The organism is Lysinibacillus sp. IITD104 (assembly GCF_036698265.2).
GTDB classification, from domain to species: domain Bacteria; phylum Bacillota; class Bacilli; order Bacillales_A; family Planococcaceae; genus Lysinibacillus; species Lysinibacillus boronitolerans.
The window spans coordinates 3,489,284-3,512,558 of sequence record NZ_JBAHYH020000001.1 but is presented as its reverse complement, the minus strand read 5'-3'; the positions used below and the strand labels follow the sequence as shown (position 1 = coordinate 3,512,558).

Annotated in this window: 22 protein-coding genes and 1 pseudogene; 19 read left to right on the top strand and 4 right to left on the bottom strand. The window is 38.1% G+C overall.

Annotated elements, in window-relative coordinates; all coding sequences use genetic code 11:
* Nucleotides 1-24: 24 nt before the first annotated feature.
* Both V1L66_RS17930 and V1L66_RS17925 read right to left on the bottom strand, forming a co-directional pair.
* Nucleotides 25-1,710 carry a methyl-accepting chemotaxis protein gene (locus V1L66_RS17930; protein ID WP_016994284.1) on the bottom strand — a complete coding sequence of 562 codons (1,686 nt, stop codon included), beginning with the start codon at nt 1,708-1,710 and terminating at the stop codon, nt 25-27.
* Nucleotides 1,711-1,963: 253 nt separating this feature from the next.
* Nucleotides 1,964-3,661 (bottom strand): NFACT RNA binding domain-containing protein, encoded by a 1,698-nt coding sequence (locus tag V1L66_RS17925; RefSeq protein WP_333006749.1) that lies wholly within the window; start codon nt 3,659-3,661, stop codon nt 1,964-1,966.
* Between the two features lie 260 nt (nt 3,662-3,921).
* Here V1L66_RS17925 and V1L66_RS17920 point away from each other — a divergent pair, with 260 nt between their 5' ends.
* The 15 genes from V1L66_RS17920 (at nt 3,922) to spoVM (ending at nt 18,343) form a co-directional block, all read left to right on the top strand.
* Nucleotides 3,922-4,797 (top strand): YicC/YloC family endoribonuclease, encoded by an 876-nt coding sequence (locus tag V1L66_RS17920; RefSeq protein ID WP_016993580.1) that lies wholly within the window; start codon nt 3,922-3,924, stop codon nt 4,795-4,797.
* A gap of 43 nt (nt 4,798-4,840) precedes the next feature.
* Nucleotides 4,841-5,458, top strand: a complete 618-nt coding sequence (gene gmk / locus V1L66_RS17915; protein ID WP_004227379.1) for a guanylate kinase — start codon at nt 4,841-4,843, stop codon at nt 5,456-5,458.
* 4 nt (nt 5,459-5,462) lie between these two features.
* Nucleotides 5,463-5,690, top strand: a complete 228-nt coding sequence (rpoZ, locus tag V1L66_RS17910) for a DNA-directed RNA polymerase subunit omega (protein WP_004227380.1) — start codon at nt 5,463-5,465, stop codon at nt 5,688-5,690.
* A 134-nt stretch (nt 5,691-5,824) separates the two neighbouring features.
* Nucleotides 5,825-6,829, top strand: coding sequence for a bifunctional phosphopantothenoylcysteine decarboxylase/phosphopantothenate--cysteine ligase CoaBC (gene coaBC / locus V1L66_RS17905; protein WP_333006750.1), 1,005 nt, complete (start codon nt 5,825-5,827; stop codon nt 6,827-6,829).
* Nucleotides 6,826-9,237, top strand: coding sequence for a primosomal protein N' (gene priA / locus V1L66_RS17900; protein ID WP_333006751.1), 2,412 nt, complete (start codon nt 6,826-6,828; stop codon nt 9,235-9,237). Before coaBC ends, priA begins: the two co-directional genes overlap by 4 nt.
* 84 nt (nt 9,238-9,321) lie before the next feature.
* Nucleotides 9,322-9,816, top strand: coding sequence for a peptide deformylase (gene def / locus V1L66_RS17895; RefSeq protein WP_004227388.1), 495 nt, complete (start codon nt 9,322-9,324; stop codon nt 9,814-9,816).
* 1 nt (nt 9,817) lies between these two features.
* Nucleotides 9,818-10,759: a methionyl-tRNA formyltransferase gene (gene fmt, locus V1L66_RS17890; protein WP_258859578.1), complete on the top strand. Its 942-nt coding sequence runs from the start codon at nt 9,818-9,820 to the stop codon at nt 10,757-10,759.
* Entirely contained in the window at nt 10,756-12,117 is a 1,362-nt protein-coding gene (gene rsmB, locus V1L66_RS17885) for a 16S rRNA (cytosine(967)-C(5))-methyltransferase RsmB (protein WP_036077179.1), read from the top strand. The genes fmt and rsmB overlap by 4 nt, the downstream gene beginning before the upstream one ends.
* Nucleotides 12,117-13,259, top strand: coding sequence for a 23S rRNA (adenine(2503)-C(2))-methyltransferase RlmN (gene rlmN / locus V1L66_RS17880; protein WP_016993573.1), 1,143 nt, complete (start codon nt 12,117-12,119; stop codon nt 13,257-13,259). The genes rsmB and rlmN overlap by 1 nt, the downstream gene beginning before the upstream one ends.
* A gap of 6 nt (nt 13,260-13,265) precedes the next feature.
* Complete coding sequence (locus V1L66_RS17875; RefSeq protein ID WP_036077180.1) at nt 13,266-14,015, top strand: Stp1/IreP family PP2C-type Ser/Thr phosphatase; 750 nt, start codon at nt 13,266-13,268, stop codon at nt 14,013-14,015.
* Between the two features lie 2 nt (nt 14,016-14,017).
* On the top strand, nt 14,018-16,006 hold the full coding sequence (gene pknB / locus V1L66_RS17870) for a Stk1 family PASTA domain-containing Ser/Thr kinase (RefSeq protein WP_258859576.1): 1,989 nt from the start codon (nt 14,018-14,020) through the stop codon (nt 16,004-16,006).
* An 11-nt stretch (nt 16,007-16,017) separates the two neighbouring features.
* The gene (gene rsgA / locus V1L66_RS17865) at nt 16,018-16,902 is read left to right on the top strand and encodes a ribosome small subunit-dependent GTPase A (RefSeq protein ID WP_016993571.1); all 885 of its coding nucleotides are present in this window, start codon (nt 16,018-16,020) and stop codon (nt 16,900-16,902) included.
* 2 nt (nt 16,903-16,904) lie between these two features.
* Nucleotides 16,905-17,573, top strand: coding sequence for a ribulose-phosphate 3-epimerase (gene rpe, locus V1L66_RS17860; protein WP_026023442.1), 669 nt, complete (start codon nt 16,905-16,907; stop codon nt 17,571-17,573).
* The gene (locus V1L66_RS17855; protein ID WP_016993569.1) at nt 17,570-18,223 is read left to right on the top strand and encodes a thiamine diphosphokinase; all 654 of its coding nucleotides are present in this window, start codon (nt 17,570-17,572) and stop codon (nt 18,221-18,223) included. The genes rpe and V1L66_RS17855 overlap by 4 nt, the downstream gene beginning before the upstream one ends.
* Nucleotides 18,224-18,241: 18 nt before the next feature.
* Nucleotides 18,242-18,343, top strand: a complete 102-nt coding sequence (gene spoVM, locus V1L66_RS17850; protein ID WP_099805045.1) for a stage V sporulation protein SpoVM — start codon at nt 18,242-18,244, stop codon at nt 18,341-18,343.
* A 91-nt stretch (nt 18,344-18,434) separates the two neighbouring features.
* Here spoVM and rpmB read toward each other — a convergent pair whose 3' ends face one another.
* Both rpmB and V1L66_RS17840 read right to left on the bottom strand, forming a co-directional pair.
* Nucleotides 18,435-18,623, bottom strand: coding sequence for a 50S ribosomal protein L28 (gene rpmB / locus V1L66_RS17845; RefSeq protein ID WP_004227417.1), 189 nt, complete (start codon nt 18,621-18,623; stop codon nt 18,435-18,437).
* A gap of 185 nt (nt 18,624-18,808) precedes the next feature.
* Nucleotides 18,809-19,552, bottom strand: a complete 744-nt coding sequence (locus V1L66_RS17840) for an IclR family transcriptional regulator (protein WP_016993568.1) — start codon at nt 19,550-19,552, stop codon at nt 18,809-18,811.
* 299 nt (nt 19,553-19,851) lie between these two features.
* On the opposite strand from V1L66_RS17840, the gene V1L66_RS17835 reads away from it, so the two are divergent.
* From V1L66_RS17835 to V1L66_RS17820, 4 genes and pseudogenes are all read left to right on the top strand, one after another.
* Nucleotides 19,852-20,724, top strand: a complete 873-nt coding sequence (locus V1L66_RS17835; protein ID WP_333006754.1) for an arginine deiminase family protein — start codon at nt 19,852-19,854, stop codon at nt 20,722-20,724.
* Nucleotides 20,725-20,738: 14 nt separating this feature from the next.
* Nucleotides 20,739-21,500, top strand: coding sequence for an arginine deiminase family protein (locus tag V1L66_RS17830; protein WP_333006755.1), 762 nt, complete (start codon nt 20,739-20,741; stop codon nt 21,498-21,500).
* Nucleotides 21,501-21,610: 110 nt separating this feature from the next.
* Nucleotides 21,611-23,038 (top strand): amino acid permease, encoded by a 1,428-nt coding sequence (locus tag V1L66_RS17825; protein ID WP_115673205.1) that lies wholly within the window; start codon nt 21,611-21,613, stop codon nt 23,036-23,038.
* A gap of 39 nt (nt 23,039-23,077) precedes the next feature.
* Nucleotides 23,078-23,275: pseudogene (locus V1L66_RS17820) on the top strand (amino acid degradation protein); the annotation flags it as partial.

The following is a 23,275-nucleotide window of genomic DNA, read 5'->3' as shown; positions in this document are numbered from 1 at the left end:
TGTATAAAATGCACTGTTTTTTATTTAAAGTTTAAATTGATTGATTTGATTCTGTAAATCTAAGGACTTTTCGCTTAGATCTGCGGCAACTTGGTTTACTTGCTGTACTGTTATAGACTGTTCTCTTGTTGCTGAAGCTACAATTTTTGTATTATCCGCGCTAGTTGAAGCACCATGAGCAATTTCTGCAACGGAGGCTGCAACCTGTTCAGCGCTAGCTGAAATTTCTTCAGAGGTAGCTGATATATCCTCTATCTGATCTGTCATCGTATTAATTGCTTTCACAATACCTTCAAAGGCTTGTCCTGCATGTCCGATGATTTTGACGCCTTCTGTGACAGAATGAAGTCCATCAAAGACAGCTTTTTCTACATTATGTGTATCCTGTTGAATATCTAGCGTTAAGGCAACGATTTGGTTGGCTGATTGTTTGGATTCCTCGGCTAACTTACGAACTTCATCTGCTACAACCGCAAATCCTTTACCATGCTCTCCAGCTCTAGCTGCTTCAATTGCTGCATTGAGTGCCAATAAATTCGTTTGATCGGTAATGGCAGTAATAACAGCAGTGATCTGACTTATCTCATCCGATTGCTTACTCAATTTTTGAACAAGATTATTAATCATTTGTGTTGATTCATGGATGACATTCATTTGTTGCTGAGCTTCTTCTACAGTCTCATTTCCATTTGTCGCTAATTCAGAAGTTGTTATAGCATTCTGATGGAGTTGTTGAGTTGCTTCAGCTATTCGTTGAACACCTACAGCCGTTTCATCCATTGCGTGTGCGCTTTCGTTAGCTGCTACTGTAGCTGTCACTGCAGCATCAGCTGTTTCATTAATCCGTATTGTTATTTCATCAGCAGTGGCAGTAATTTCTTCAGTTGAGGCAGAAAGTTCCTCTACTGAAGCTGTTAAATGCTCTGCATTGTCCTGTATATGCGTTAATAAACTTTTCAGATTTCCCTTCATGGCATTAAAAGCTACTGAAAGCTGACCAATTTCATCTTTTGATTGATGGGTAATATCTGGATGAATTAATTCACCATTAGCTACATGGTTTGCTGCCAGAACGATAAACTTTAAAGGGCGTGAGATTGTCCGTTGTATATAGAAAATAAGGAAAATACCTAGAGCGATACCAATGATGATTGCGATAATGGAAATAATTTGGGAATTAAATACAGCCTGTTTAGATTCTTTTGTCACAATATTTAGTTGTTCCTTTTGATAGCTTCCAATTTTATCGGATACCTCTTGTATACCTTTATTTGCTTGCTGTACTTCACCATTTACCTTTTGCAAAGCACCTTCTAGATTACCAGCTTCAAATAGAGCTATTGCTTCTGTTGCTGCCTTATTAAAAGTATCATTATAGGATTTTAATGTCTGTGCATATGTTTCCATTTCAGCTGAATTCGATTTTTCAATGATTTCTTCTACATGTGTGTCGAGCATACTTGCATATTTTGAGTAACTCTCTTTGTTAGCAGGTTTGTCTTCGATGATGATGGCACGAATGAAAAGACCTTGCATGGCCATTTCAAATTGAATATTATCTGCTAATTCTACAAGAGCAACATGTCCTTCTAATGCACTTTCAATCTTTTTTTCAATGTTAGAAAATAGCAGGAACATAATGAACAAGGAAATGATTAATGTGAGAATAATTGCAAAGAAACCAAAGCTTAATTTTTTACCTACAGACATATTGATACGCCCTTTCCTAAATGCTCTACAAAAATTTTTATACTTTAATTTAGCTTTTTAGAGTAGTAGAAGTCAATATTCGCTGAAGGAAACAGTGCAGATTATTCATATGTTTTTATAATGTTATTATAATAAGGAAGATTGTCTGTAATAATCAATCAAGATTAGGCTATTTTCATCGTTTTATAGTACGGATTACGTGTTCCCGTTATAAAAAAGAAGAAACCGATACAATTTGTATCGGTTTCTTCCTTTATGACTGTTTCTTTAACTGTAAAATGACTGCCTCATCAGGGTCAATATACAGTGTCTTTTGTTCAAAATAGATGACGAAACCTGGTTTGGCACCATTTGGTTTTTTGACCTGTCGTATTTCAGTATAATCTACTGGCACAGAAGAGGATTCTCGAGCCTTAGAAAAATAGGCGGCTAGTGTGGCAGCTTCTCGCAATGTCGTTTCATCTGGCTCACTTGAATGAATGACAACATGTGATCCAGGAATATCCTTTGTGTGTAACCAAATATCAGTCCGTTTTGCTAGTTTAAATGTTAGCATATCATTTTGTTTATTGTTTTTTCCAACAGAAATTGTTACTCCAGTTGAAGAAACATAGCGCTCAGGTTCAGGTTTTACTTGTTTTTTCTTTTTCTTTGCGTGACGTAGTTTTAGGTAACCTTGCTCTGCTAGCTCTTCACGAATTTCCTCAATATCCCCAGGAGAAGCCTGCTGAACTTGCTGTGCTAGCATTTCGAAGTAAGAAATTTCTTCAGTCGTTTTTTCTAGCTGCTCTTGAACCATAACCAATGCATTTTTTGCTTTTGTATATTTTGTATAATAGCTTTGGGCATTTTCAATCGGTGTTTTACGTTCACTTACTGGAATCGTTATTTCTTCGCCAGTTTCACTATAGTAATTTGTGACGGTAACTTCCTTGACTCCTTTTTCAAAGGCATAGATATTGGCCATTAATAGTTCACCATATAGTTGGAATTGATCGAGCTTAGAGGCACGTTCATAATCTTTTTTTAGCTTTTTGGTTTTTAAAGCTAGTTTGTCAATTTCATTTTGTAGCCAACGCTCTAAATCTCCAGCTTGCTGTTTCACACGATCTCGCTCCGCCCGTGCAAAGAATACACGATCAAGAAGCTCATGGACATTAGGATAATTTGTTATATCCCCATCATGCAAGTGCGTTAATTCGATAGGGGAGAAGTAAGTTTTATGATTGAAGAGTACGTACATAGGCTTCATTCCACCGTTTGCAAAGGATGTCATAAAATCCTTGAAGCATGCCAGGGGATTTGGTGCTGTTGTCATACGATATATTAATTCTTCCGCGTGAAGAGGTGAAAAACCAGCTAATTGTTGCACGATCTCTTTAGAGGTTTTGGCTTCAGCGAAAAATGCTGTTAGCTCTTCATCTGTCACTGTTAAAGGATTCCATTTGTTTTGTGTGGGTGGCACAATATATGGTTGACCTGGTAGCACAGTACGGAAGCTATTGACTGAAGGAGGCAAATGTTTTAGGCTGTCAATAATTTTACCCTGCTCTTGATCAATCAATAGTAGATTACTATGTCTACCCATAATTTCCGCATGTATTTCCCTTACGATAGGATCTCCAATTTCATTTTTACTTTCAATTTCTACTATTATAATGCGATCAAAATCACGCTGTTTTATAGAAGCAATAAAACCACCCTCTAAATGTTTACGCAAAAGCATGCAAAACATTGGGGGCTCTGCTGGATTTTCAATCGTGTGCTCAGTAAGGTGAACACGTGCATAAGAAGAGTGGATTGAAAACAGTAATTTATGATTCTTTCCGTTTGCACGCACATGTAAAATAACCTCTTGTGCATTAGGTTGATGTATTTTTGTAATCCGACCAGTGACCAGCTGTTGTAGGTCGGCAGTTATTGAATAAGTAAATAAGCCATCAAATGCCATATGAATTCCTCTTTCCAACGATATCAAGCATCTTGGTACTTTCGTATTTTTTCTTGTTGCATTTGCATTCACTCTTTTTTAGCTTCAGCTAATACACTTTCTGTATGTTTATCATAGCATTTTTTAGGTGAATATTAAAATATAGCTTCAATTGTGGTAGAATAAGCTTTTACTTTATCCAAATTTTTTTGGAGAGTCGTCATAATCGACAAAGCTTATGTTATAATAATCCCAGTATGCAAAGAAAGGTGTGACGAACCTTGGTGCGTAGTATGACTGGTTTTGGCAGAGGTGTCACAACAACTAGAGACTTTCAATTAACCGTGGAAATGCGCTCGGTCAACCATCGTTTTTTAGAAATTAACGCAAAATTTCCGAAAGAATGGCTTGAAGCAGAAATTTTTGCAAAGAAATTAATTTCTCAAGCTTTGTCACGCGGCAAAATTGATGTGATGGTATATGTGAAGGACTTAGAGAACGTAGAGCAATCTATCGAGATTAATTGGTCATTAATTGAAGCGTATCGTAAGGCAAAAGAGCAATTAGCAAGTAAAGTACCACTTGAAGAAAAATGGACGATGCAAGAGCTTTTATCGTTAGAGCAGGCACTTGTGCAGCAAAAGCCTCAGCTTACACCAGAGGATTTACTCAGCGCTGTTGAACAAGCAATTTCACAAGCGATTGAACAGCTCGTACAAATGCGTGAGCGTGAAGGGCAAGAATTGCAAGAGGTTGTTGTACAATATAAAGAACAGTTAATGGAGCAAGTCAATCAGATTCGTTTGTGTTCTTCTCTTGCTGTTGAAAAATATCGTACACGATTAATAGAGCGAATTACTGAAGTTGCAAATGGCACATTGCTAGAAGATCGTTTACTAGCGGAAGTAGCGATTTTTGCAGAGCGAGTAGACATCTCCGAAGAATTAGACAGATTAGATAGTCACTTCAACCAACTGGAGGAAACATTACTTGAAACAATTTCAGTTGGACGTAAATTGGACTTTTTAATGCAGGAAATACATCGCGAGATTAATACGATTGGTTCAAAAAATCAATCTACAGAAGCAGCGGTTGCTGTTGTTCAGGCGAAAACAATTTTAGAAAAGATGCGTGAGCAAGTGCAAAATATCGAATAACTTGCACGTGTCTGTTATAAATTAAGGGAGATATAGAGAATAAATGATAAAAGAACGTGGATTATTAATTGTTCTGTCTGGCCCCTCTGGTGTAGGTAAAGGGACAGTGCGAAAAGAATTATTTTCTCAGCCGAATACGAATTATGAGTATTCCATCTCGATGACAACACGAAATCCTCGCGAAGGTGAAGTAGATGGTGTAGACTATTTTTTCAAGACACGTCATGAATTTGAAGTGTTAATTGAACAAGGTGGCTTATTAGAGCATGCTGAATTTGTCGGTAACTATTATGGAACACCATTAGCATATGTCAATGAAACACTAGATGCGGGTCGTGATGTATTTTTAGAAATCGAAGTGCAGGGTGCAGCACAAATTCGTAAAAAAGCACCAGATGCCTTATTTATTTTCTTAGCCCCTCCAAGTTTAACGGAATTAAAAGATCGTTTAGTTGGACGTGGGACAGAAACAGAGGATATCATTGCCAAACGAATCGCTACTGCAAGTGAAGAGCTTGAAATGATGAGCTTGTATGATTATGTTGTGGAAAATGATGAAGTGACGAATGCCTGTGATCGTATAAATGCGATTATCAAAGCCGAGCATTGTCGCAGAGAACGTGTTGAAAAAAGATACTTGTCAATGTTGAGAGGAGAATAAAACAATGCTATACCCATCAGTAGACGCTTTAAAAAAAGAAATCGATTCAAAATATTCATTAGTGAGCCTTGCTTCTAAACGTGCTCGCCAAATGCAAGAAGAGCAAGACACGGAACGCTTGCACAAGTATGTTTCCCATAAATATGTAGGGAAAGCGCTTGAAGAAGTAGCGGCAGGTGTACTTACGAAAGTATCACAGGATGAGTCAACTGTGTATGAGGACGAAATCTAACATCATGTAAAGTGCTTTACTCTGTTTACATGCATGCTAGTCTAGTTAGCAGTAGATTTTGATTATACAGAATGCCGAAAGCTCCCAGGGAATCCTTCTTTGGGAGCTTATCATTTGAAAGGACGACACCTAGCATGAATAAAAATATTTTACTATGTGTTTCAGGCGGGATTGCCGTATATAAGGCTGTAGCACTCGTAAGCAAGCTCTCACAAGCAGGAGCTAATGTGAAAGTCATCATGACAGCCTCTGCTAGACGGTTTGTAAATCCATTAAGTTTTCAAGTGATGTCCAAAAATGATGTTTATTTTGACACATTTGATGAAAAAGATTCAAGTGTGATTGCTCATATAGACTTAGCAGACTGGGCTGATTTAATTTTAGTAGCGCCCGCTACGGCAAATATGATAGGCAAAATGGCCAATGGTATAGCAGATGATATGGTCTCAACAACCCTGCTTGCTACAACAGCACCTGTATGGATTGCACCAGCTATGAATGTACACATGTACGACCATCCAGCGGTAAAACGTAATTTGGATAGGCTATCAGCTGATGGCTATAAATTTATTGAGCCTTCAGAGGGATTTTTAGCATGTGGCTATATTGGGAAGGGACGTCTAGAGGAGCCAGAAAAAATCACTGCACTTGTTCAAGATTTTTTTTCGGGAAAAACAAAACGATTAACAGGAAAAACAGTCATAGTGACAGCAGGTGCTTTGCATGTACCGTTGGATGAGCAGCATGTAATTAGCCCAAAGGCGAATGGAGCCATAGGACAAGCTTTAGCACATGAAGCAAGAAAACTAGGCGCACATGTAATTCAAATAGAAAATAGTAATTTGTTTGATGTTATTCAGCAACTTGAAGCTTATAAAATTCAATATCCTGAGGCAATATTGATCCATGCAGCAAATGTACCGACTATGGAGGAAACACCGCTTATTTCGGTAGAAGGAATAAAAGCAATCACTTTTGGACAAAAAGTGCAAGGTACACCAATGCTTAACATACTTTCTGAGAGATGGATTGAATTTAGTGAAAAAGCGGAGCTTAATGGACAGTTTTTGGCTACCATTAACCCACAGTTTTTTGCTCAGACATTATGGTCTTATATTATAAAGGGTGAAGAGCAATGAGCTTTTTGATAGCAGAGGTCATTGTAGATGTCTCTACTTACCATGTAGACCGTCCATTTGACTATCGAGTACCTGGAGAATGGATGAATGTTATCGAATTAGGATGTCGTGTTAAAGTGCCATTTGGTCCAAGAAATGTCTTGGGTTTTGTCGTTGGATTAAAGGAAGAAACAGATGTCCCGTTGAATAAACTAAAGGCAATCACTCAAATTCTAGATATGGAGCCAGTCCTGACAGAAGAGATGCTACAAATGGCGAAGTGGTTGAAGAACGATACGATTTGCTATGAAATAGATGCCTTGCAAGTGATGTTACCATCTGCACTTCGAGCCAAGTATGAAAAAACGATTAAGTTACAACAAGGTCAACAATTGCCACTAGAGGCACAGGCTATATTCGGAAAGCGTCAACGAGCAAGTTTTAAAGAATTTGAGCGAGCTGGCTTACTACCCTTATTAAAGCAATTGGTTGCAGAAAACATTGTTACTATCGAAAATGTTGTGAAGCAGCAGGGGAATGTGAAGGAAATTCGAATGGTTCAAATAACAGCGGACCCACAACTTATTGAACGTGCTTCAGAGCAGTCATCCAGAGCAGTTAAACAACGGCTATTACTACAATGGATGTGCCAACACTTAGGAGAGGTTTTTTCTCCACAACAAATTTGTGACGAGGCAGGGGTCTCTATATCAGTATTAGAGGCAGTGATTGACAAAGGAGCTGCTCAATTTATTCAAGAGGAAGTCTTTCGTGATCCATTTACGAAGGAAGTTTCACGTACACAAGCCTTACAATTAACAGATGAGCAGCAGGTTGCGCTTCAAGCGATTACTACTGCTATGGACCAGCAAATAGCGCAAACCTTTTTATTACATGGTGTAACAGGAAGTGGCAAAACAGAGGTTTATTTGCAGGCCATTCAAAAGGTACTAGAAGAAGGAAAAGAAGCCATTATGCTCGTACCTGAAATCTCTTTAACTCCACAAATGACCGAACGATTCCGCAGTCGCTTTGGTGAGATGGTTGCTGTGATGCATAGTGGATTATCTGTAGGGGAGAAGTATGATGAATGGCGTAAAATCCAACAGGGTAAAGTGAAGGTCGTAGTTGGCGCTCGTTCAGCTATTTTTGCTCCCTTTACGAATATAGGGCTTATCATTTTGGATGAGGAACACGAATCAACTTATAAGCAAGAAGATTCACCGCGTTATCATGCAAGAGATGTAGCCATCTGGCGTAGTGAATATTATAAATGTCCTATTATTTTAGGAAGTGCGACACCAGCATTAGAGTCATTTGCAAGAGCTAAAAAGGGAGTGTATACGCTACTCTCATTAAAACACCGTGCTTTACATCAGGCTTTGCCGACTGTCTTTATTGCAGATATGCGTGAAGAGCTGAGACAAGGTAATCGTTCAATGTTTTCTCAAACACTGATTGAGGCAATCCGTACAAGACTTGAGAAAAATGAGCAAATGGTGCTGTTTTTAAATCGTCGTGGCTATTCTTCGTTTGTACTCTGTCGAGATTGTGGTACAGTCGTTCAATGTCCAAATTGTGATATTTCCTTAACCTATCATCGAACAACTGAAAAATTGAAATGTCATTATTGTGGATACGAGGAACATGTTCCTCAAATATGTCCGCAATGTCAAAGTGATCATATTCGTTATTTTGGTACTGGTACACAAAAGGTGGAAGAGGAACTGTATAAATTGTTTCCTGAGGCAAGAGTAATACGTATGGATGTAGATACTACGAAGCATAAAGGGGCCCACGAAGAAATATTGGAGACTTTTGGGGCAGGGCGAGCGGATATTTTGCTGGGTACTCAAATGATCGCAAAGGGCTTGGATTTTCCAAATATAACACTAGTCGGTGTACTTAGTGCCGATACATCCCTACATTTACCTGATTACCGTGCAGCAGAGCGGACCTTTCAGCTATTAACACAGGTAAGTGGCAGGGCTGGGAGACATGACAAGCCAGGGGAAGTCATCATTCAAACGTATACACCTGAGCATTACGCAATTGAATTAGCTAAAACTCAGGATTATGAGCCATTTTATGAACGAGAAATGTTTTTACGTCGCCGATCCAACTATCCACCTTATTATTTTGTAGCTCTTATTCAATTATCCCATGAAGATGTCATGATGGCTGCTGAATATGCTGGTCGAGTGGCTGATTGGTTACGAGGAAACTTATCGAATCAAGTAGCAATTATAGGACCAACAACTGCGAGTATTGCTCGTCTCCAAAATAGATATCGTTATCAATGTTTGATAAAATATAAAATTGAACCAAATCTAATTCCAGTGTTACAACGTCTACTTGCCATGTATAGAGCAGAGTGGGTTAAACAAGGAATATTAATGACCGTAGATTTAGATCCGTCTACTATATAGTTAGCGTGTAATAATAGCACGATTATTAATAAAAGTATCAATTAGCTAGTGCACTAGCTTTAAAGCAGAAATGAGGAAATCATAATGGCAATAAAAAAAGTAATTGAAAACCCTGCAAAAGTACTATCAACACCGTGTGCTGAAGTGACAGAAATCAATGATGAAATTATTACATTACTTGATGATTTATATGACACAATGGTGGAATATGATGGCGTTGGAATTGCGGCACCACAAATAGACGTAGGGTTACGCGTAGCAATTGTTGAACTAGGTGAAGAACGTGATATTTTAGAAATGATTAATCCAACTGTCGTTGAAACAGACGGAGCAGAAGTAGATATTGAAGGATGCTTGAGCTTTCCAGGATTATATGGAGAAGTGGAACGTCCTAGTTATGTCAAAATTGAAGCATGTGATCGTGAAGGACGTGTTTATGAATTAGAGGCAGGTGGCTTTGATGCTCGTGCGATCTTACATGAAATTGATCATTTAGATGGCGTGCTTTTCGATTCAAAAATCAAGCGTATTGTTACTGCAGAAGAGCTAGAAGAAATGTACGCAGAAGAGGAGGAATAAAATGACATCTATCATTTTTATGGGGACACCTGACTTCTCCGCACCTATTTTGCGTATGCTACATGATGAAGGATATGCTATTAAGGCAGTTGTAACACAACCAGATCGTCCAGTTGGGCGTAAGCGTGTACTAACACCGCCTCCTGTAAAGGCAACGGCATTGGAACTTGGCATACCGATTATACAGCCCGAAAAATTGCGTGGCTCTGAGGAATTACAGCAGATTCTTGCTTTACAGCCCGATTTAGTAATAACTGCTGCGTTTGGTCAAATATTACCAAAAGAGCTATTGGATGCACCATCTCTTGGTTGTATTAATGTCCATGCCTCACTATTACCAAAATATCGTGGAGGTGCTCCAATTCACCAAGCCGTCATGGATGGTGAAAAAGAAACTGGGGTAACAATCATGTATATGGCAGAAAAGCTTGATGCGGGAGATATTATCTCTCAAAAAGCAATCCCTATTGAGGAAGATGATCATACTGGTGGCCTTTTTGATAAGCTAAGTAAGGTTGGGTGTGAATTACTTAAGGAAACACTTCCTTCTATTATAAATGGTACAAATAACCGTACAGTTCAAGATGAAGCACAAGTTACCTTTGCAAGTAATATTTCAAGGGAGCAGGAACGCATCGATTGGACAAACGATGCTGCTACTCTGTACAATCAAGTGCGCGGTCTTCATCCGTGGCCTGTTGCTTATACGACTTTTGAGGATGGGAATTTTAAAGTATGGTGGGCAACGATTGGCAAAAGTAAACATGAGGCTAATCCAGGTACAGTGGTTGCCATTGACAAAGATCATTTTGAGGTAGCAGCTGGCAACGGAACAACTTTAGCATTATATGATGTGCAACCAGCTGGTAAAAAGCGCATGACCGCAGAGGAATATTTACGTGGGACAGGTTCTAAATTACAGATTGGGGACCAATTTAAATGAGTAAAAAAAGTGTAGTGATTTGGGATGGCAATGTACGAGATGCCGCATTGTCAATTCTATTAGCAGTTGATAAAAATCAGGCCTATAGCAACTTATTGCTAAATGAAACAATTAAACGACATAAAATTGAAGCAAAAGATCGTGCTTTATTGACTGAAATAACGTATGGAACTTTACAGCATAAAATGACACTTGATTATTACTTAGAGCCATTTATTCGCGGTTCAATTGATCATTGGGTTCGCTGGCTATTAAGAATCTCATTGTATCAAATCCATTATTTAACACGTATTCCTCCACATGCTGCGGTAAATGAAGCAGTAGAAATTGCCAAGCGTCGAGGACATCGTGGAATCGCCTCTATGGTCAATGGCATATTAAGATCCGTGTTACGCAGTGGAGTCCCTTCAACAGATGACATAGCAGATCCAATTGAGCGTCTTTCTATAGAAACAAGTCATCCAGTGTGGTTAGTTCAACGATTTGTTGATAACTATGGTCTGGCAGTAGCGACTGAGATGTTACATGAAAATAATAGACCGCCTGTGCAGACTGTTCGTGTTAATAAAACAAAAGCAACCGTTGAACAGGCTATTGCCGAGTTAAATTCAGAGGGTTTAACTGCTAAGCAAAGCGATGTTATACCAGAGTGCTTACACATTACAAACGGCCAACCAGCTCGTACGAAAGCCTTTAAAGAAGGTATGATTACTATTCAGGATGAAAGTTCAATGATACCTGCTAATGTGCTAAATCCATCTCCAGGTATGCGTGTCTTGGATATGTGCGCGGCACCTGGTGGAAAAACAACGCATATAGCCGAAATAATGAAAAATGAAGGTTCCATTTTAGCAACAGACCTTCATCCACATAAATTAGATTTAATCGACCATAATACAGAGCGTCTAGGGCTTGATATTGTTGAAACAGCCCCGATTGATGGAAGGAAAGCGCCTGAATTTTTACAAGCAGCGTCTTTTGATGCTATCTTAGTGGATGCACCATGTAGTGGACTAGGGGTTATGCGACGTAAGCCAGATATTAAATATACAAAGCGTGAGGAAGATTTAGAAAGTCTTCAAAAAATCCAATTAGCTTTACTCGATGCAGCCACAAAAGTATTGAAAACTGATGGCAAGCTTGTATACAGTACGTGTACAGTAGACATACAAGAAAACGAAGGTACAGTGCAAGCCTTTTTAACAGCACATCCAGAAATGGAAGCTATACAACTAGAGTCTTTACCAACAAAATTAGCGGAAAAGCAAGCTAATGGCATGCTTCAAGTCTTTCCACAAGACTTTGGCAGTGACGGTTTCTTTGTCGCCGCCTTTCGTAAAAAAGGAGAATCCAACTAATGGTGGATCAAGAGAAATTTAATGAACGTATTAACGATTTAGTCGAAGAAGCAGAAGAAAAGCCCGTTCGACGTGTAAAAAAAGAAAAGCCAAATTTAAAAGAATCCATTTATTCTTTACAACCTCATCAATTAGAAGAATGGCTAAAGGAAAATGGTGAAAAGCCTTTCCGCGCTGCTCAAATTTTTGACTGGTTGTATAATAAACGTGTAAAGACATTTGAAGAAATGTCAAACCTTTCAAAGGGATTACGCGAAAAGCTAACAGCAAATTTTGCATTATCCACACTCTCAACCATTATTAAACAGGAATCTAAAGATGGTACCATTAAATTTTTATTTCAATTACAAGATGGGTATTCAATAGAAACGGTATTAATGCGCCATGAGTATGGAAATTCTGTTTGTGTAACAACACAAGTAGGCTGCCGAATTGGCTGTACGTTTTGCGCATCCACTCTAGGTGGTTTGAAGCGACATTTATTAGCAGGAGAAATCGTTGAGCAAGTTGTCAAAGTGCAGCAAACTTTAGATGAATTAGGTGAGCGAGTATCACATATTGTCATTATGGGTATTGGCGAACCTTTTGATAACTATGATGCAATGATGAACTTCTTAAAAGTGATCAACCATGAAAAAGGTTTAAATATCGGTGCACGTCATATTACAGTATCAACATCTGGTATTGTTCCGAAAATTTATCAATTTGCAGATGAACAATTACAAATTAACTTTGCTGTTTCTCTGCATGCGCCAAACCAGGAAGCACGTCAAAAGCTAATGCCAATTGCTCGTGCTTATAAATTAGAAGAATTAATGGAAGCTGTACGATACTATACTAAAAAAACAGGTCGACGAGTGAGTTTTGAGTATGGATTAATGTCTGGCGAAAATGATTCAGTAGAAATAGCAGAGGAGCTATCTGCATTAATTAAAGGAATTAAATGTCATGTCAACCTAATTCCTGTAAACTATGTACCAGAACGTGATTATGTTCGTACATCTCGTAGTCAAATTTTTGCTTTTGAAAAAACATTAAAGAAAAATGGTATTAACGTAACGATCCGCCGAGAGCAAGGTGCAGATATCGCTGCTGCGTGTGGTCAATTACGTGCACAAGAGAGATCTGAAGAAACGAGGTGACCAGTATTGGAATACACAGTCGAAAGTGATATTGGTTTAAAACGATCCATTAATGAGGACCGTGCTGCATTCTTTAAACGTCCAGATGGGCTTGCACTAGCACTTGTTGCGGATGGCATGGGTGGTCATAATGCTGGTGATGTAGCAAGTGATATGGCAATCCAACAGATGGAATCCTTTTTTTTACAGGCAGACACACATCATTTTGTATCCACAACATCAAAAAAAGAATGGTTATTACAAACAGTTCAGCAATTGAATAAAACAATATATGACTATTCTTTATCACATGAAGACTGTAAAGGAATGGGCACGACATTTATTGCGGTGTTAATCGAAGAACAACATTGCTTCATTGCACATGTGGGGGACAGTCGTGTGTATTATTTCTTTGAAGATGGTGCACAACAAATAACAAGAGATCATTCATATGTGAACGTCTTGGTTGAAAATGGTGAGATAAGCGAAGAAGAGGCTTTGACACATCCAAAGAAAAATTTCATCTTAAAAGCGGTTGGGACAGAGGAAACAATCGAACCAGACTTTTATGAAGTAGATTTAGCATCAGAATCGTATTTACTCATTTGTTCAGATGGACTAAGCAATAAACTAACAGTTTATGAAATGGCATCGATAATTACGTATCCAGATTCTATTGAGGAGAAGGGACGTAAACTTGTGGAATTAGCAAATGCCAGCGGGGGAGAAGATAATATCTCCCTCGTGCTATTAACAAAAAAGGATGAGGAGGTGTAAGAATGCTTGTAGGTAAAAGAATTAGTGACCGTTATAAAATTATAGAACTCATTGGTGGCGGAGGTATGTCCAATGTTTATTTAGCACACGATATGATCTTAAATCGTGATGTAGCCATTAAAATATTACGCTATGATTTTTCCAATGAGGATGAATTACATCGACGTTTTCAACGTGAGGCACTGTCTGCTACAAGTCTTACACATCCGAATATTGTTAGTGTTTATGATGTAGGTGACGATGGGGATCTACATTATATTGTGATGGAATATGTTCAAGGAAAAACATTAAAGCAGTACATACAAGAATTTGCACCAATTTCTCCTGCTAGAAGTGTGCATATTATGAAGCAATTAACGTCTGCCATAGCTAATGCCCATGAAAACCATATTATCCACCGTGATATTAAACCGCAAAATATTTTAATGGATGCAGAAGGTAATGTGAAAATTACGGATTTCGGTATTGCCATGACGTTAAGTGCTACATCGTTTACTCAAACAAACTCTGTGCTTGGTACAGTGCATTATTTATCACCAGAGCAAGCGCGCGGCGGTACAGCTACAAACAAATCAGATATTTACGCACTCGGTATTGTGTTATACGAATTATTAACAGGCGAACTTCCATTTTCTGGAGAATCAGCTGTTTCAATTGCACTTAAGCATTTACAAGCCGAAACGCCTTCTGTCCGTGCTTTTGATGCAACGATTCCTCAAAGCTTGGAAAATGTAGTTTTAAAGGCTACTGCCAAAGATTCATCCCATCGTTATACTACAGTGGAAGAAATGTATGAGGATTTGGAAACCGTACTATCACCGTCTCGAATCAACGATCCCAAATTTGTCATCCCTGTGGATAATGATGTGACGAAGGCTATTCCCATCATTAAAGAGCAGATGCATAAAAAAGACGAAGATTTAACCAAAACAAGAGTTATTGAACCGATTATGGAAGCTAAAGCTCCTTCTCAACCACAGCCTAAAAAGCCTGTAGAAAAGCCAGTTCCCGTTAAGGCAAAGAAGAAAAATTGGCCAAAGTATGTTGCGGGACTATTTATTGCAGCGATTGTCATTTTCCTATTCTTTATTTTTGCAAAAGATTTATTTAGCCCGAAAAAAGTGGCTATACCAGATGTAGCAAATTTAACAATAGAGGAAGCGACAAAAAAATTAGAGGCAGATGGATTTGTTGTTGGTGAAGAGCATCAGGAGCGAAATCACGAGGAAATTGAAAAGGGGAAGGTTATTGAAACAGACCCTGCAAAAAATGCATTACGTGAAAAAGGCTCAGAGGTAGACTTAATCGTTAGTTTAGGTGTAGAGATGACGACTGTTGATAATTATGTAGGACAAAATTATAGTCAAGTTGAAGCTTTAATAAAAGGTAAGTATAAGGATGTCATAAAAGAGGATGTTCCTTCTCGTGAACCAGAAGGAAGAATCATTGAGCAAAGCATACCGCCAAATTCTGAGGTAGTAGCGAAAGAAGAAACAATCACGTTTAAAGTTAGCCAAGGAGTTAGGATGGTAAGGGTTGAAAACGTTGTAAATTATACGAAAGCGGATATGGATGACTATGTGAAAAGAGTAGGTCTCAATTGGCGTATCTCTCGTGAAGAACATCATGAGACCATCCCAGCTGGCAGTGTAATTTCGCAATTGACAAAAGCGGGTACTATGGTAGAGGAAGGTTCTATGATATCTGTTGTCATAAGTAAAGGACCAGCGAAACAGCCTGATAAACTACGTCTCATACCTGTAGTCATTGAGTATAAACCTACAGAAGAGGGAATAGCCCAAAACATTCGAGTTGAAATTCAAGATAAAAATCATACATTGTCTGAACCAGTGGAAGTATTTGAAATTTTAAGTGATACGCCATACAACATTCAGCTTACAATTGAAGATGGCAAAGATGCGAGTTATAGAATAATCCGTGACTCAGAAATAATTTTAGAAGGCAAAGTTAATTATAATGATGTCGATTAAGGAGGAATTGGATGGCGCAAGGCCAAATAAGAAAAGCATTAAGCGGTTATTATTATGTATTTGATGGACATCAACTGATTCAATGTCGAGGACGTGGGGTATTTCGTAACCGTGGCGAATCCCCACTTGTTGGCGATATTGTAGAGTATACAATGGAAACAGAAGGCTCCGATGGGACTATACAAAAGATTTTAGAGCGTCAAAATGAATTGGTACGTCCGCCAATTGCTAATATTGATCAAGGTATTTTGGTATTTTCCGTAAAGGAGCCAAATTTCAATACCATTTTACTGGATCGTTTTTTAGTTGTGTTAGAATCCTTCCATGTACATCCTATTATTTGTTTAACAAAAATGGATCTGCTAGAAAAAGATGAACGTGAGGAATTACAAAATTATATAGCAGATTATGAAAGCATGGGCTATACAGTTTTGCAAACATATAAAGATGAAGAAGAATTAGTTGAACGATTACGTCCTATTTTAAAGGGAAAAACCACTGTTTTAGCTGGCCAATCGGGTGTTGGGAAGTCAACTTTGCTTAATACACTAATTCCAGAGTTGAACTTAAAAACGGGTATTATCTCCCAAAGTTTAGGACGGGGTAAACATACCACTCGTCATGTTGAACTGATAGAGGTCTGTGATGGTTTATTGGCAGATACACCTGGATTTAGTTCCTTTGATTTTGACGAAATTGAGAAAGAAGAATTAGGTGTATGTTTTCCTGAAATGGCTAGAGTGGCGGATGATTGTAAATTCAGAGGTTGCTTACACTTGAAAGAGCCTAAATGTGCAGTAAAGGCAGCAGTCGAATCAGGAGAAATTCGAGACTACCGCTACAAGCATTATGAACAATTTATGCAAGAAATTATGGATCGAAAGCCGAGGTATTAATGATGATACAAATAGCACCATCAATATTAGCAGCGAATTTTGCAAAGTTAGGTGAAGAAGTAAAGGAAGTAGAGCAAGCAGGTGCACAACTTATTCATATTGATGTAATGGATGGTCACTTTGTACCGAATATCTCATTTGGTTCCATTGTATTGGACGCAATCCGTCCTTTAACAAAGTTACCATTAGATGTGCATTTAATGATCGAAAATCCAGATCAGTATATTGAACAGTTCGCAAAAGCTGGAGCAGATTATATTACGGTACATGTAGAAGCATGCCGTCATTTGCATCGCACAATTCAATTAATCCGTTCCTTTGGTGTAAAAGCTGGTGTCGTATTAAATCCACATACACCGATAGAATCAATTCAACACATTTTAGAAGATATTGATATGGTATTATTAATGACTGTTAATCCTGGATTCGGTGGACAAAAGTTTATCCATTCTGTTGTACCTAAAATTGAAGCATTATCAACAATGATTAAGGAGCGAGGCTTAGATATTGCCATTGAAATTGATGGTGGTATTACTGCTGAAACAATTGTGCCATGTGCACAGGCTGGAGCGACAATTTTTGTAGCTGGGTCAGCCATCTATAGTAAAGAAGATCGAACAGCTGCTCTTCAAGAGATTTTACTTGCTGGCGAGGCAGCGATTAAAGGATGACGACAGTCGTTGTTTGTGCAGGTGGTCCAAAAAATGAGCTTTGTTCATTTTCATCGTTTCAGCAGCAACAGGATGTTGTGTTTATCGGGGCAGATCGTGGCGCATTATATTTAATTGAGCAGGGAATTACTCCCCATGCCATTGTTGGTGATTTTGATTCTTTAACAGATGAAGAATATCGACAGGTGATGGCACAAACCAATGATCAACAACGTTTTCAAGAAGAGAAAAATGAAACAGACACGGATTTAGCTTTGCTTAAAGCCTATACGTTTGCACCAAAAGAAATTGTTTTGACAGGTGTGACGGGTGGGCGTTTAGATCATTATGAGGCAGCTGTTCGTTCTATTTATCGGTTACAAAAAGAGCATCCTCAAATTGAACTTAAGATAATCAATCATACTAATATGTTGCAATTTTTACTGCCAGGCACACATACAATTTATGCAGATAATCGATACCGATACTTGTCTTTTTTTGCTCACGAGGAGCCTATTCAAGGTGTAACATTACGACAAGTAAAATATGAAACAACGAATGAGGAAATTTCTTTAGGAACATCTCGATTTACAAGTAATGAAATAATAGGAACTTCAGGGTCTATATCTTTCTCGCAAGGCATATGTTTAATGATAAGAAGCATAGATTAGCGTAAGGGGGAGAGAGTCCTGAAAGTATATACGTTCCAATTGCCGAAATTCGTGAGTAGTATCACGCGTACGTGTATTAACCTATTTAAGAAAGATAAGAAAGTAAAAAAATCCGACTAATGTTAGTCGGATTTTTTACTTTCTTATAGAATACTAATCAAGAAAAAAATCGATTGCGCTCAATGCGAAATCGATTTTTTAGAAGCAGCGATTAAACGCGCTCGATTTTACCTGATTTTAATGCACGAGCAGAAACCCATACACGTTTTGGTTTACCGTCAACTAAGATACGAACTTTTTGAAGGTTAGCACCCCAAGTACGTTTGTTAGCGTTCATAGCGTGGGAACGGTTGTTACCAGTACGAGCTTTACGTCCAGTGATTACACATTGTTTTGGCATGTTGTATTCCCTCCTTACTGTTGATGCTGAAAGATTATTATTTCAGTTCGGTATTTCACATACCATAATAATTTAACATACGATGGCGTTCAGTGCAACAGTTTTCACATAACCTTTCAAGAAAAAAACCTTTACAGACATAAAACGTTTATGAAAAGTAGAGAAGTTATTGGGGAATAGTTCTCCTATCCTTTTCCTCGATAACCAAGTTTCAGCGATACACGTCTACCAGTATCAACTAATCGCTCAATTAATGTATTAATATGATCTTGAGAGACATTAAAGTTTACAAAACCAATACTGACTGCTCCTATCACTTCACCAAAACCATCTAAAACAGAGACGGCAATGGAGGAAGTACCTGCAGTTCGTTCTCCGTGACTTATTGCATAGCCTTGTTGTCGAATTTGGTGAAGCTGTTCCTCTAATTCGGCCATTTCATCTTTAGTTACTAGTTGCTCTAGTATTTCTTTTGATTGTATCGCTGACATTGAGGCAAGTATGGCTTTATTGGCCGCACCAATATGCATAGGTATGCGAATCCCTAGCTGATCATAAATACGAATCGGATTTGCTGCACTGTCTATCCGTTCTATAATAATCGTATCTAATCCAGCTGGTTTACTTAAATAGACGCTTTCTTCAACCTCTCTGGCTAATCGTTCTAACTCAGGTCTAATTTTGCTAATATAATCCATCGTATCATACACCTGTAAGCCAAGTTCCATCCATATGGTTCCAAGCCGATAATGTTTAGTCTGCTCATCTTGCTCAATCATCCCTTGTTTAATCATGGCTTTTAAAATTCTATGTAAAGTACTTAGCGGTAAATCGCATTTTGTAGAAAGCTCTGAAATGGACAAGCTACTGTCGTTTGCATCGGCAGCTAAAACCTTGGCAATGGTCATTGCCCGCTCTAATAATTGCATTTGTCCCACCTCCCTTCATCCTATTTTATTTTTATTCTCCATCTACGTCTAGTTCCAATATTCCCGAACGAATCTGTAGCCTAAACAAAGACTGTATTTTAATTCAAGAAAGCTTCAAAGGGATTCTTTTAATGAATGCGAATACAGCTCTTTTTCCAAGAGTGAATGCAATTTAGATTAAAAGAAAAATAAAAGTTTTCTAAATATATTGACAGTATAGCATAAAACGAATATATTCTTCATATAAACTTTCCTCTTAACGGAAACGTTTTCCACTACACGGAAATGAGGTGAAAGGAATGCATTATTGTTCATCAATGTATGCACCTTTGAAACACGTTATTGTAAAAGATCCAAAAGATGCTTTTCGAAGCCAAACACATCTTAGTGAGGAATGGAAAACATTTAACTACTTATCAGAGCCTAATTATGAAGAAGCTCTAAGCGAATACGCTGAATTTATTGGGATTCTTGAAAAGTATGTTGAAACCATTGATTATCTGCCAATAGCAGAAGAAGTAGGATTAGATTCTCTCTACGCACATGATCCAGTTAAATTCACACCAAATGGTGCCATTATACTGAAATCGGGCAAAAAATTAAGACAGCCAGAAGCAGGAGTATACAAGGATTTTTTACAGCAAAAGGGTATTCCCGTAATCGGTGAACTAACAGGAGAGGCAGTTTCGGACGGTGGAGATATTGTTTGGCTAGATGATCGAACGCTCGTTGTGGGCAGAGGTTATCGAACAAATGATGAAGCCATTCGTCAGTTAAAGGATATGACAGCCGATTTGGTAGATGAATTTATAGTTGTACAGCTACCACATGATCTTGGTGAAGCTGAGTGTTTACATTTAATGTCTTTCATAAGTATGGTAGACCAAGATTTAGCTGTTGTGCATTCGCGCTTAATGCCAGTATTTTTCAGACAACTGCTAATTGAGCGTGGCATCCAGCTAGTAGAAGTACCTAAAGATGAATACGATTCGTTAGGCTGTAATGTGTTAGCGCTTGCACCAAGGGTCTGTGTAATTCCTCAAGGCAACAAAGAAACAAAGCAACAGCTACTTGATGCTGGAGCAACTGTGTACGAATATAAAGGCGATGAAATTACTGTTAAAGGAACAGGTGGGCCGACTTGCCTAACTTGCCCAGTAGTAAGAGGATAAAGGAGAAGATGAATATGTTTAAAAATGTTATTGTTAAAAATCCAGGAAATAGTTTTGTAAACGGTTTAACGACTAGTGATTTAGGAAAGCCCATTTTAGAAAAATTATTTGAACAACATGAACACTATGTAGAGGCTTTAAAAAAATGTGGTGTTGAAGTAACACAATTACCAGCAAATGAAGCATTTCCAGATTCAACATTTGTAGAGGATACAGCTGTATTAACGGCTGAATTTGCTATTATATCGAATCCTGGAGCAGCGGCTCGTAACCGCGAAATTGAAGAAATCGAACCAGCTGTAAAACAATTCTATGAAAAAATTTACTATATTAAAGGTTCTGGAACACTTGATGGTGGAGATGTATTACAAGCAGAGAAAAAGTTTTACGTAGGGATCTCAGAACGCACAAATGAAGAAGGCGCTCAGCAATTTAAAGAGATTGTTGAACAAGAAGGTTATGAAGCAACTATTATCCCATTAAAAGAATTCTTCCATTTAAAAACTGGAATTGCCTATGTTGGGAACAATCGTATGGTGCTAGCTGGTGAATTTGTCGATCATCCTGCATTTGAATCTTACGAAAAAATCGTGATTCCTAAAGAGGATGAATATTCAGCTAACTGTATTCAAGTAAATGATTATATTATTATTCCAGCTGGCTATCCAGAAACAAATCGTAAATTACTAGACCTGGGCTATCAAACTATTGAACTTGATATGTCTGAATTTAGAAAACACGATGGTGGTTTAAGCTGTTTATCATTACGTTTTTAAGTAAATCTAACAATACCCAATCAATTTAAAAGAGAAAATTGATTGGGTACTTTCATTCTTAAAATATCAGAATATTTAATATTTTTACATTATATGGGAAGTAGGGATGGATGTTGAATAAAGGGGATCAGCTTCACAATAATCAATTAAAGCGTTCGATGAAAAGTCGTCACTTGTTAATGCTTTCACTTGGGGGTGTTATTGGAACAGGCTTATTTTTAAATGTAGGCTATACCATTAACCAGGCAGGACCCGGCGGTGCACTGATTGGTTACTTATTTGGTGGCTTAATTTTGTTTATGGTCATGAATTGTCTTGGGGAATTGGCTGTTTACATGCCTGTTACAGGTTCTTTCCAAACTTATGCAACACGTTTCATTAGTCCTTCAGCCGGTTTTTCATTAGGTTGGATGTATTTTGTCGGATCTGCTGCCACAGCAGGCGTTGAATTTACGGCTGCAGGTATTTTAATGCAGCATTGGTTTCCAAGTGTACCAATTTGGATATGGTGTGCTGTGTTTATGGTTCTTTTATTTGTCTTAAATGCTTTAACAACGAAGGGCTTTGCTGAAGCAGAGTTCTGGTTTGCTAGTATAAAAGTTGTTGCAGTGATTGCATTTATCATTATTGGTGGAGCAGCAATCTTTGGTTTAATTCCATTAGCAGATCGTCCTACTCCACATCTCACAAATTTAGCACCTTCTGGTTTATTCCCAGCAGGTATTACGATTATTTTTGTCACAATGATGAATGTAATTTTTTCTTATCAGGGATCAGAGCTGGTGGGTATTGCAGCAGGGGAGACCGAGAACCCTGAAAAAAATATTCCTAGAGCGATTCGTACAATTCTATTTAGAATCATCGTTTTCTATATTGCTTCCATTATTGTATTATCGGCAATATTCCCAGCATCAGAGCTTGGGCTTATGGAAAGTCCATTTGTCACGTTAATGAATTTAGCTGGTGTACCATATGCAGCTGGTATCATGAACTTTGTTATTTTGACAGCTATTTTATCAGTCGGTAATTCATGTTTATATGCATCAACACGTTTATTATTTTCCATGTCACAAGAGGGGATGGCGCCCAAGTTATTTGGTCGATTAACGAAAAATAAAGTACCTTTAAATGCGCTTATTTTTACGATGGTATTCTCACTCTTATCTTTATTAACTAGTGTAATGGAAGCTGATGCTGTATTTGTATTACTAATGTCGGTAGCAGGTATATCTGTCACAATTTCATGGATGGGGATATGTGCTTCTCAGTTAATGTTCCGTTATCGCTATGTGAAGTCGGGAGGAAATGTGGCTGATCTAAAATTTAAAACACCACTATTCCCGTTGATTCCAGTATTTTGTATAATCTTTTGTGTTTTAATTTTAGTATTTTTAGCGTTTGATCCAACGCAAAGGATTGGTTTACTATACGGGATTGGCTTCTTTATTGCCTGTATGATTTTTTATCAATTTAAATTAAAGAAAGCGGCGACTGCTGCTACAGATAGCAAAAGTGAAGAAACACTAGAAGTTCGTTAATCGTACCTCTAACGAATGGGAGTAAAAGGAGAAAAAATCATGAATACTTTTATGTGGGATACACCCGAAAAACTACGTGCCCTATTATGTGAACTTGTGAGCTGGGAAAGCCGTACATTAACGGAGGGTGAAAATAAATTTGCCTTTCGACTAAAAGATAAATTGTTAACGCTTCCATATTTTGAGAAGCACCCAGACTTGATTGAATTACATGATGCAGGACTTGGCAGAAATGCA

Coding starts and splice junctions, on each gene's coding strand:
- V1L66_RS17930 (WP_016994284.1), bottom strand. CDS start 1,710: ATGTCTGTAGGTAAAAAATTAAGCTTTGGTTTCTTTGCAATTATTCTC.
- V1L66_RS17925 (WP_333006749.1), bottom strand. CDS start 3,661: ATGGCATTTGATGGCTTATTTACTTATTCAATAACTGCCGACCTACAA.
- gmk (WP_004227379.1), top strand. CDS start 4,841: ATGATAAAAGAACGTGGATTATTAATTGTTCTGTCTGGCCCCTCTGGT.
- rpoZ (WP_004227380.1), top strand. CDS start 5,463: ATGCTATACCCATCAGTAGACGCTTTAAAAAAAGAAATCGATTCAAAA.
- coaBC (WP_333006750.1), top strand. CDS start 5,825: ATGAATAAAAATATTTTACTATGTGTTTCAGGCGGGATTGCCGTATAT.
- priA (WP_333006751.1), top strand. CDS start 6,826: ATGAGCTTTTTGATAGCAGAGGTCATTGTAGATGTCTCTACTTACCAT.
- def (WP_004227388.1), top strand. CDS start 9,322: ATGGCAATAAAAAAAGTAATTGAAAACCCTGCAAAAGTACTATCAACA.
- fmt (WP_258859578.1), top strand. CDS start 9,818: ATGACATCTATCATTTTTATGGGGACACCTGACTTCTCCGCACCTATT.
- rsmB (WP_036077179.1), top strand. CDS start 10,756: ATGAGTAAAAAAAGTGTAGTGATTTGGGATGGCAATGTACGAGATGCC.
- rlmN (WP_016993573.1), top strand. CDS start 12,117: ATGGTGGATCAAGAGAAATTTAATGAACGTATTAACGATTTAGTCGAA.
- pknB (WP_258859576.1), top strand. CDS start 14,018: ATGCTTGTAGGTAAAAGAATTAGTGACCGTTATAAAATTATAGAACTC.
- rsgA (WP_016993571.1), top strand. CDS start 16,018: ATGGCGCAAGGCCAAATAAGAAAAGCATTAAGCGGTTATTATTATGTA.
- rpe (WP_026023442.1), top strand. CDS start 16,905: ATGATACAAATAGCACCATCAATATTAGCAGCGAATTTTGCAAAGTTA.
- V1L66_RS17855 (WP_016993569.1), top strand. CDS start 17,570: ATGACGACAGTCGTTGTTTGTGCAGGTGGTCCAAAAAATGAGCTTTGT.
- rpmB (WP_004227417.1), bottom strand. CDS start 18,623: ATGCCAAAACAATGTGTAATCACTGGACGTAAAGCTCGTACTGGTAAC.
- V1L66_RS17840 (WP_016993568.1), bottom strand. CDS start 19,552: ATGCAATTATTAGAGCGGGCAATGACCATTGCCAAGGTTTTAGCTGCC.
- V1L66_RS17835 (WP_333006754.1), top strand. CDS start 19,852: ATGCATTATTGTTCATCAATGTATGCACCTTTGAAACACGTTATTGTA.
- V1L66_RS17830 (WP_333006755.1), top strand. CDS start 20,739: ATGTTTAAAAATGTTATTGTTAAAAATCCAGGAAATAGTTTTGTAAAC.
- V1L66_RS17825 (WP_115673205.1), top strand. CDS start 21,611: ATGTTGAATAAAGGGGATCAGCTTCACAATAATCAATTAAAGCGTTCG.